General features: G+C 71.2%; 9 protein-coding genes. 7 read left to right on the plus strand and 2 right to left on the minus strand.

What is annotated here, in order from left to right; genetic code table 11:
* Window positions 1–124 precede the first annotated feature (124 nt).
* Window positions 125–898, minus strand: coding sequence for a sulfite exporter TauE/SafE family protein (locus ACWCO3_RS25120; protein ID WP_145781751.1), 774 nt, complete (start codon window positions 896–898; stop codon window positions 125–127).
* Between the two features lie 183 nt (window positions 899–1,081).
* Between ACWCO3_RS25120 and ACWCO3_RS25125 the strand changes: the two genes are divergently transcribed.
* The 5 genes from ACWCO3_RS25125 to ACWCO3_RS25145 all read left to right on the plus strand — a co-directional run bounded on the left by ACWCO3_RS25125 (window position 1,082) and on the right by ACWCO3_RS25145 (window position 6,538).
* Window positions 1,082–1,861 (plus strand): endonuclease/exonuclease/phosphatase family protein, encoded by a 780-nt coding sequence (locus tag ACWCO3_RS25125; protein ID WP_145781754.1) that lies wholly within the window; start codon window positions 1,082–1,084, stop codon window positions 1,859–1,861.
* Window positions 1,862–1,967: 106 nt separating this feature from the next.
* On the plus strand, window positions 1,968–2,768 hold the full coding sequence (locus ACWCO3_RS25130) for an alpha/beta hydrolase (protein ID WP_145781756.1): 801 nt from the start codon (window positions 1,968–1,970) through the stop codon (window positions 2,766–2,768).
* Window positions 2,765–3,565, plus strand: coding sequence for an MBL fold metallo-hydrolase (locus ACWCO3_RS25135; protein WP_450012341.1), 801 nt, complete (start codon window positions 2,765–2,767; stop codon window positions 3,563–3,565). The genes ACWCO3_RS25130 and ACWCO3_RS25135 overlap by 4 nt, the downstream gene beginning before the upstream one ends.
* A gap of 119 nt (window positions 3,566–3,684) precedes the next feature.
* Complete coding sequence (locus ACWCO3_RS25140; protein WP_450012343.1) at window positions 3,685–5,796, plus strand: M14 family zinc carboxypeptidase; 2,112 nt, start codon at window positions 3,685–3,687, stop codon at window positions 5,794–5,796.
* Window positions 5,797–5,866: 70 nt separating this feature from the next.
* The gene (locus ACWCO3_RS25145) at window positions 5,867–6,538 is read left to right on the plus strand and encodes a fasciclin domain-containing protein (RefSeq protein WP_167524835.1); all 672 of its coding nucleotides are present in this window, start codon (window positions 5,867–5,869) and stop codon (window positions 6,536–6,538) included.
* 7 nt (window positions 6,539–6,545) lie between these two features.
* Here the strand turns inward: ACWCO3_RS25145 and ACWCO3_RS25150 are convergent, their stop codons facing one another.
* The gene (locus tag ACWCO3_RS25150) at window positions 6,546–7,547 is read right to left on the minus strand and encodes a tyrosine-type recombinase/integrase (RefSeq protein WP_145781764.1); all 1,002 of its coding nucleotides are present in this window, start codon (window positions 7,545–7,547) and stop codon (window positions 6,546–6,548) included.
* Window positions 7,548–8,023: 476 nt separating this feature from the next.
* Here ACWCO3_RS25150 and ACWCO3_RS25155 point away from each other — a divergent pair, with 476 nt between their 5' ends.
* Both ACWCO3_RS25155 and ACWCO3_RS25160 read left to right on the plus strand, forming a co-directional pair.
* The gene (locus ACWCO3_RS25155) at window positions 8,024–8,785 is read left to right on the plus strand and encodes a hypothetical protein (RefSeq protein WP_450012346.1); all 762 of its coding nucleotides are present in this window, start codon (window positions 8,024–8,026) and stop codon (window positions 8,783–8,785) included.
* A gap of 422 nt (window positions 8,786–9,207) precedes the next feature.
* A partial coding sequence (locus tag ACWCO3_RS25160) for a hypothetical protein (RefSeq protein WP_450012348.1) occupies window positions 9,208–10,048 on the plus strand: 841 nt, incomplete at its 3' end.

Consider the following 10,048-nt stretch of genomic DNA (forward strand, 5'->3'; position numbering starts at 1 on the left):
GTCCAGCCCGACCCGGGACAGGATGGCGACCCCGTTCCACCGGCCGTCGCTGTGGCTGGCCACGCTGTAGCCCAACGTGCGACCCAGCCGGCCGCGCCCCGGTAACCCTCGGGTCAGCGCACCCTCACCGGGCCACCCACTGGTCGTGGCCGAGCTTCGCGACCAACGCCACCACGACCACGAGCAGCACCACCCGCACGAACCCCGACCCACGGCGCAACGCCATCCGCGCCCCCAGCACCGCGCCGGCGATGTTGCACACCGCCATCCCCGCACCCAACAGCCACCACACGTGCCCGGTCACCCCGAACACCACCAACGCACCCAGGTTCGTGCCCGCGTTGACGACCTTCGCCATCGCCGAACCGTGCACGAAGTCCGCGCCGACGAGCGCGGTGAACGCCAACACCAGGAACGTCCCGGTGCCCGGACCGATCAATCCGTCGTACAGGGCGATGCCCACCCCGGCCACCGCGACCACCACGCCCACCCGCACCGGCGTCCGCCTCGCCGGCACCGCCACCACCCCCATCCGGGGACGCACCAGCACGAACACCGCCACCGCCACCAGCACCACCAGCACGACCGGCCGGTACGCCGACGCCGGCACCGCCCCGGCCAACGCCGCGCCCACACCCGCGCTGAGCACCGCCAACCCGGCCGCCGGCCCCGCCACCCGCCAGTCCACCTTCGTACGCCGGGCGTACGTCGCCGCCGCCGTGGACGTACCGAAGATCGCGGCCAGCTTGTTAGTGCCCAACGCGGTGGCCACCGGCAACCCCGGGGCAGCCACCAGCAACGCCGGCAACAGCAACAACCCACCGCCACCGACCACGGCGTCGACCCACCCGGCCATCGCGGCGGCGGCCAGCAGCGTACTGAGCGTCACGGCGTCCATGGGCGGCAATTCTCCCCACCCGATCCGCCCCACCGTCCCTCCGAGTGGGAGAACTCACTGGTCAGCGGCCCCGCGTACGCCGCAACCACACCCCCAACGCGCCCACCGCCACGAACACCACCATCGAACACAGCAACACCTTCACCACCGGGCAACCATGCCACGGGCACGTAAGGTGCAGGAGTGCGCCTGGCCACCTTCAACATGCTGCACGGACGATCCCTCACCGACGGGCTCGTCGACTCCGACCGACTCACCGCCGCCATCGGCGCCCTCGACGCCGACGTGCTCGCCCTGCAGGAGGTCGACCGCGACCAACACCGCAGCGGCAACCTCGACCTCACCGCCATCGCCGCCCGCGCCCTGCACGCACCGCACCACCGGTTCGCCGCCGCCGTCGTCGGCACCCCCGGCGAACACTTCCGCCCCCTACGCCACGACGACGACGGACACGGTGAACCCTGCTACGGCATCGGGCTCATCAGCCGACACCCCGTCCGCAGCTGGCACGTCACCCGACTCAAACCCGCTCCCGTCCGCTCACCGGTCTACGTCCCCGGCCCCCGCGGCGGGCTCATCCTGCTGCACGACGAACCCCGCGTCGTCGTCGCCGCCGTCCTGGACACCCCACACGGCCCGCTCACCGTCGCCGCGACCCATCTGTCCTTCGTGCCCGGCTGGAACGCCCGCCAACTCCGCCAGACCGTCCGCGCCCTACGCGCGTTACCCGGCCCCCGCGTCCTGCTCGGCGACCTCAACCTGCCCGCCGGCGCGGCCCGACTCGTCTCCGGCTGGCACCCCCTGGGCCGCCGCCCCACCTACCCCGCCGGGCAACCCCGCGTCCAACTCGACCACATCCTCGCCGACCGACACGCCGTCCAACAGCTCCCACCGGTACGCGCCGTCACCACACCACCCTCGACCATCTCCGACCACCGCCCCCTGCTGGTCGACCTCGGCTGACAAACGTCGCGGAAAACCCGCCATCGCGAGTCACGAATGTCTAGGGTGAGCTCACCGACACCACCGCCGTTGCGCCATCGCCACCCCCGACATCGACGGAGCTGACATGAGCGACACGCCGGACACGATCGTCCTCATCCACGGGTTCTGGGTCACCCCCCGCAGCTGGGAAGACTGGGCCACCCACTACCGGGCCAAGGGCTTCCGGGTGCTCACCCCCGCGTACCCCGGGCTGGAGGTAGAGGTCGAAGCGATCAACGCCGACCCCAGCCCCCTGGAGACGCTGACCGCCCCGCAGATCATCGACCACCTGTCCGCGGTGCTCGACGCCCTACCCACGCCGCCGATCATCATCGGTCACTCCGCCGGCGGGGCGTTCACCCAGGTGCTGCTCGACCGGGGGTACGGCGCCAGCGCCGTCGCCCTCAACTCGGCGCCCACCGAAGGCGTCAAGAACATCCCCTTCTCCCAGCTGCGCTCGACCTTCCCGGTGCTGAAGAACCCGGCCAACCGGCACCGGGCCGTCGGGTTCACCTTCGAGCAGTGGAACTACGCGTTCACCAACACCTTCGACGAACCCACCGCCCGCGCCCTCTACGAGCGCTACGCCATCCCCGCCGCCGGCGGCATCCTCTGGGACAGCGTCCTGGCCAACCTGCTACCCGGCCCACAGGACATCGCCGTCGACTACCACAACGACCAACGCGCGCCGCTGCTGTTCATCTCCGGCTCCGAAGACCACATCATGCCGCCCAGCGTGCAACGCTCCAACGCCGCGCACTACAAGGGCGACACCATCACCGAGGTCAAGCTCTACCACGGGTACGCCCACCTGCTGACCGCGCAACAGGGCTGGCGGCAGATCGCCGACGACGCCCTCGACTGGGCCCTACGGCACGCACGATGAGCACCTCCCCGCCGCTGCGGATAACCCACATCGGCGGCCCCACCACCCTGATCGAGGTCGGCGGGTGGCGGCTGCTCACCGACCCCACGTTCGACCCACCCGGCGCGCGCTACACGTTCGGCTGGGGCACCTCGTCGCGAAAGGTCACCGGCCCCGCCGTCCCCGCCGCCGACCTCGGAGAAATCCACGCGGTCCTGCTCAGCCACGACCACCACGGCGACAACCTCGACGACACCGGCCGCGCGCTCCTGACCAACGCGGACACCGTCCTCACCACCGCCTCCGGAGCCCGCCGCCTCGGCGAGCACACCCGCGGCCTGCACCCCGGGCAGACCACCCGACTCACCCACCCCGAACGCCCGACGATCGAGGTGACCGCCACCCCCTGCCGGCACGGCCCACCGCTGAGCCGCCCCCTCGTCGGCGACGTCATCGGCTTCGCCCTGCGCTGGACCGGGCAACGACACGGCGCGCTCTGGATCACCGGCGACACCGTCCTCACCCGCCGCGTACGCGCCGCCGCCACCCGCATCCCCATCGGCACGGTCCTCCTGCACCTGGGCGGCGTACGGTTCCCCGTCACCGGGCCCCTGCGCTACTCGATGACCGCCCGCCAGGCCGCGCACCTGTGCGCCGCACTGCGACCCCACACCGCGATCCCCGTGCACTACGAGGGCTGGCACCACTTCCAGGAACCCCGCGAGGCCATCGAGCGGGCCTTCCACCACGCGCCACCCGCCGTGCGCGACAGCATCCGCTGGCTGACACCGGGTGAACCCACCACCGTCACCGCCTGACGACACCCCCGGGGGAGCGCGACCACCGATCCGCAAGATTCCCTCAAGATCATTGCATCGACGGATCTCGACGATCATGCTGATCGACACGCGCCCACGATCACCTCGTCGGAGGCCACATGAGACGTCAGCGACCCACCCTCATCGCCGTGTCCACCCTCATCGCCGTCACCCTCACCACCGCACCAACCCCCGCCAACGCCCAACGCGCCGCCGCGGAACCGTCCCAGGTCACCGCCCTCACCGTCCGCCAGGCCGACGGATACGCCACCCTCGCCTGGCAACCCGTCCCCGAAGCCACCGACTACCAGATCGAACGCACCCCCGTCGACGCCACCAACACCCCCACCGGCGCACCCACCATCGTCGGAATCTGGCGCCCCAACCGCCAGATCAACCAACAGGCGCCCACCTTCGCCGACGCCGGATTCAACCCCGGCGACACCTTCCAATGGCGAGTCCGCGCCCGCGTCGGCACCACCGAACAGCCCTACTCCGAACCGGTCGCCGCCACCACCACCGCACCCTGGGGCAACCCCGAAACCCCCGGCCAACACCTACGCACCCAATGGGAAACCACCCACGCCGCGCAATACACCAGCGACACCGACGAGTACGCCTACACCGCAGCCATCGACGCCCTCAGCGACCGCGTCCGCGTCGTCGAACTCGGCCGCACCGTCCAGAACCGACCCATCAACATGATGGTCATCGGCCACCCCACCCCGGCCGCCACCCCGCAAGCCGTCGCCGCCACCGCACCCGTCGCCATCAACTGCAACGTGCACGGCAACGAACCCGGCGACCGCGAAGCCTGCCTCATCATGGCCCGGCAACTCGCCTTCAGCACCGACCCCCGCATCACCGACCTACTCAGCCACACCACCGTCCTGATCGTCCCCACCATCAACGGCGACGGCCGCGCCAACAACACCCGCGGCAACTCCACCGGCCAGGACCTCAACCGCGACTACTCCCTGATCCGCCAGCCGGAGACCGCCGCGTACATCAGAATGGTCCGCGACTACCGACCCGTCGCCGGCTACGACGGCCACGAATTCGGCAACTCCCGCGCCGGCGACCTCCCGATGCTCCCGCCACGGCACCAGAACGTCGCCCAACCCATCTTCGACCAGTCCCAGGACATGATCGAAGGCCACATGTACGCCAAGGGCGCCGAAGCCGGCTGGTGGGCCTGCCCCTACGGCTGCGAAGGCGGCGGCAACGTCGGCCTCAGCGAGGAAACCATCCTGCGCAACACCCTCGGCCTCAAGAACGTCACCAACTCCCTCCTGGAACTGCGCAGCTCCGGCGGCCAGACCCGCCCCGACGAGGGCAACACCGCCAACAACCGCCGCCGCAAGACCTACTCCGCCCTGTGGACCTTCCACCAGTTCCTCGACTACCACCGCGCCGACCGCGCCGACATCCTCAGCTCCCGCGCTGAAGCCATCGAGACCCAGGCCGCCAACACCGGCCGCCTCGTCTTCCGCGGATCCCGACCCATCCCCGCCCACCCCGCGCCGCACCCCGGCGACAGCCCGCCGCCGCTCGACGCGCCCCCCGCCAACCTGATCCTCGACAACGCGCCCTGCGCCTACAAACTCACCGACGCCCAGTACAACGGCGCCCGCACCGACGGCCCCGGCGGCGTCGGCACCACCGTCGCCCAGCGCATCGCCGCCCACGGCTGGAAAGTCATCAAGACCGCCGACGGCTACTACGTCCCCCTCAACCAACCCGAACGCGGCCTCATCCCACTGCTCCTCGACCCGCTCGGCGTCGAGAAGCTCACCGACGGCGAACGCGTCCACCCCACCCTCACCGGCCGCCGCAACGGACCCCTGACCGTCACCGGCTTCACCTGCGCCACCAACGCCACCATCAACGGGCCGGTCACCGTCCGACCCGGCGCGGCACTCGTCACGACCGCGACCACCATCAGCGGCCCCCTCACCGCCACCGGCGCCGCCGGCGTCCTCCTCGCCGACAGCACCGTCAACGGCCCGGTCCGCATCGCCAACACCACCGACGCCGTGTCCGTCATCGACGTCACCATCGCCGGCCCCGTCGACCTCTCCACCAACACCACCGGCACCGACACCCCACTGCTGGCCGGCACCACCATCCGGGGCCCGCTCACCTGCACCGGCAACAACCCCACCCCGAGCAACCTCGGCATCGCCAACACCGTCCACGGCCCCCGCACCAACCAGTGCGCGGCACTGTGACCGTCACCTGAACAAACCGGCGGCGCGGGAACCACAGCCCGCGCCGCCGGCACCCACCAACCTCGAACCCGTGGAGGCCACCGTGTCGCACCCCGCCACCGCACCGCGACACCCCCGACTGCGGGCCCTCGGCCTCCTCGTGCCGACACTGCTGCTCGCCGCCTGCACCAGCAACCCCGCAACTCCCCGCGCCGACGCCCAACCACCGGCCAGCACCACCACACCCCAGGTCACCGGGCCCCTCTGCGCCGCCCTACCCACCGGCACCGACCCCGGCAACCCCACCTTCCTCGCCAGCCAACCCGCCGATGAGGCACTGCGCTGGATCCCCACCCTCACCACCTTCGAGGCGGCTCTGCGCACCAGCGGCGTCCTCACCGACCTACCCGCCGGCACCGGCGTCACCATCCTGGCCCCCACCGACGACGCCTTCGCCGCCACGTTCTCCGAGGACAACTGGGACGACCTCATGACCCACCACACCGACCAGCTCCGCACCCTGCTCAAGGCCCACCTCGTCAACGGAGCGCACCCGATCGACGACCTCACGACCGCCGGCACGACCACCACCATCGACGGCACGGCCATCACCGTCACCCGCACCGGACCCACCACCCGCCTCGGCGACCGCGCCGACACCGTCTGCGCCGACTACCAGGCCACCAACGCCCGCATCCACATCATCAACGCCGTCCTCGGCCCACTGCCCGTCACCGCCGGCACCGGCCACCGCGCGCACTGACCGCCACTCACTCCGACCGTGGCGGCAGCAGAGCCGCCAACGCGCGATTGGTCCGGTTGGCCCGAACCGCATCCCGCTGCTGCCCAGCCGTCACCTCGATGTACGTCTGCGACGACGCCAACGACGCATGCCCCAACAACCGCATGATCTCCGCCGCACTCGCCCCGTCCTCGGCCAGCCGCGTCGCGAACGTGTGCCGCAACGCGTGCAACCGCGCACCCCGCGGCACCCGGTCACCGATGCCCGCCCGCCGATAACACGACTCGACGAGATACTGCAGCCCACCCCGGCGCAACGGCTCACCACGCCGATCCACCAGCAACGCCGAGTCCGGGCGTACCGACCGCGAACCGAAACGCCGCACCCGACTGTCCAGGTAGTCCTTCAGCACCCGGTCCAGGTCCGCCTCGATCGGCACCACCCGGGGCCGCCCACCCTTCCCGAGCACCTCGATCCGCCGCTCACCAGGCCGACCACCCAGCGAGCCGACGCGCAACGCCAGCAACTCCGACAGGCGCAGCCCGGCGCAGAGCGCTACCGCCACCACCGCGACGTCCCGCTCCGGCCACGGGTCGCGCTGCCTGCCCTCATCCCGCGCGACGGACGCGAGCAGCACCTCGGGGGTGTCCGCGCCCCGCAACGGCTTTGGCTGGGGGAGTAGCGCCCGGGGTCGCCCGACCGCCGGCATCGGGTTACCGGCCACGACCCCGTCGGCCACCAGGAACGTGAAGAAACTGTTCCAGGTGGACCACGCCCGGTGCACCGACGCGGGCGCCCGGGGTGCGGCAAACCGGGCGAAGGCCGCCCGCATCACCCTGGGGGAGAGCTCGGTGATCGACAAGGCGTCCAGGGGGAGGGGAGTGGCGGCATCCTCGGCGACCAGGGCCGCCACCGCGAGCAGGTCCCGCCGGTACGCCGCCAGGGTGTGGGGGGAGGGCTTGCGGGTGGCGCGGGCGGTCAGGAACTCCTCGATCAGCACCGCGAGCGATTCGTCCTTTTTGTCATGCATAAGGGATATTATGCAGCATTTTCGGGTTTCCGGAAAGTGCCTCCTACAAGGACTGGACGGGGGGAGAGGTGCACCTGGTGAGGGGGTGCCAACCCTCCTGTAGACCTGCCCCAGATCTGGGGCGGACGGTGCCCACCCGAACGGATCGGTCTGACCGACGACGCGAACGACAGCCTCCAGTCGCGCGGGATGTCCACACGGCACCAACGGTCCCGACGCCCACCAGCGACGACGACCCCGCGCCGAACGTTCCCGTGCCCCGTTGCCGTGCTGTTCGCGTGCCCCGCGCATGGGGCAGCTCTACAGGCCCGGGGCAGCCACCTGCCGGCCGGCCCAAGCGCCGCAGCGTCCGAACCCGTGACGGCAGTCAGCACGGCCAGCCAGCAGGAACCCCACGTCACCCACCGGCTTCAACGCGCCGGCCGTAGCGCACGACGACGGGTCGCGCGGATCGAGAAGCACGTATCCTGCGCGGCATGACGCCGCCCGTCACCACCTGCCCACACTGCGGGCGACCCGGCACGGTCTTCGTGTATCAGGAGCCGGGCGAACCGACGGACCTGGTCTGCCCCGAGGGCCACCAGTGGCGGGCTGCCGGCCGACCTGGCTGGGCTCCCTGCGCGTCGCCGGCTGCCGTACCCGGACGCTACGGCGCGGACGGCACATCGACCTGGACGGAGCCCATGGACGTCGACAAGGACGGACGAACGTGGCGCATCGGCACCCCCCACGACGTCGCCTGGCTCGCCGGGCAGACCACGCAGGATTTCTCGATCACTACCGCGATCCCACCGGTGTTCGACGCCTACGCCACGTTCTATCCGCCGGAAGGTGTCGGTTTCGCCGCCCACGAGCGCGCCGTGGTGGACGAACTGGCGGGGTGCACCCCGGGCCAGCCCTGGTGGCTGGGCTATCTCGACACCGGCGCCCACGACGTCGTCTTCCCGAACGCCCCGAGGGTGTCCCTCTACTGGGACCATCCCTACGTGTTGGTCGAAGCTGGGCCCGAGCAGGCGCTCACCTGGAGGTCCGGCCACATGCGCGGCGACGGTCCATTGCCGGATCTGTTCTTCCCGGCGGATCGCTCCTGGCTGGTCTCCGCGCTGTGGGACGACACGTGGACCGACTTCGGTGGCAGCGCGGAGATGGTGGCGCGTCTGCGGCGCAATCCGCTGGTCAACGCCCGCCCCGTCGGGCCGGACGAGGACGCCTGCCCGCCCGGACTGACCCGCGAATGACAACGCTGGGGGGACCGTCAGATAACGCTACTTTACATAATGTGCATTATCGAATCAGCGTCCCGCCTCGTCCCGATGCACAGTGAGCGGTGCGTCAGCCTTCCGGGTGTCCGTCGTAGACGGCGCCTTGAGCCCGTCGAACTGGTCGGTACGTCACGCGGTTCCGACCAGATGTTCGCCGGCTGCGAGCGCCAGGCCGAGGCCCGAGCTAGCGCCGCGTGGTTACCGCCCCGACGCTCAATCTTCGAGCGCGCACGAGAGCAACCCGCGTTCGACTCAGCAATGAGGACTGACAGCAAGCGCGGCGCGCCTCCGCACGGATGAGCAGAACGACGGACGGTGATCAAAAGGTCGCGGGGTGCGTTCCTGCGTTCACGTCGCTACGATGAGTCAGCAGTCCGAGGCGAAGGGATCGTGTCCGCGTGCATTGTCCCGTCAGTGGAACCGCGTCCACGCCCGCGCCGAGGCACATTCTTCTGCTCTCCCCCGACCAGATTCGCACGCTCGCTCGACGGTGGGCGTTGATCCTGGCTGCCGTCGGGGCTGGTTTCGTCGTGGCCTTCCTGCTGCAGGACCCGGCCGCCGCGCACGGGCGTCACGACGGTTCCGGCGGCGAGCGTGATCAGCAGGCCGGTGTTCTGGTCGAGCGGGTCGTCCGGCTCGGTCTGGGCGAGGCTCCCGAGTGGCGCCGCCAGCAGGTCACGGCCGCGGTCGAAGGTCGTCCCGATGTGCCGGCCCGCGTCAGCAGGGTCGTCTCCCCCGCCGATGTCCGCCCGCCGGTCTCGTCACCGCGGCCTGGCGCACGTTCGTCCCGGTCGGCGCCGCTCCCCCGGGTCGACCAGGACGTGGTGCGCGGCGCGGCGCGCGACGGGGAACGCCTGCTGCGGCCCTCGTCGGAGACGGACGGTGGCGCGCGCCACCGTCCGGCCGGTACGTCCGGCAAGGTGCCGATCGGCGTTGATGCCGTCCGGGATCCCCGCCTGGCCGTGCTGCCCGTCGTGACCTCCACGGTGGGGCTGGTCGCCGATCGCTCGTCGCACGCCGTACACGCTGTGCTCGGCCCGACGGTCGGGCCTGTCGTCGTCGTGCTCGGCCGGGTCGTCGACGTCGCTCTCGGCGAGGTGGTCGTTCCGGCGTCTCCGCGGCTACCCGCTCCGGCGCCGGGACCGGCACGTCGTCAGCGCGCTCGGCTGGGGCACCCATTCGCTCGCCCCGCTGTCGTTCCGTGGCGCTACCTACTCCGGCGTGTTCACCCTGCTGCCG

This window comes from Micromonospora sp. NPDC002411, assembly GCF_053592955.1.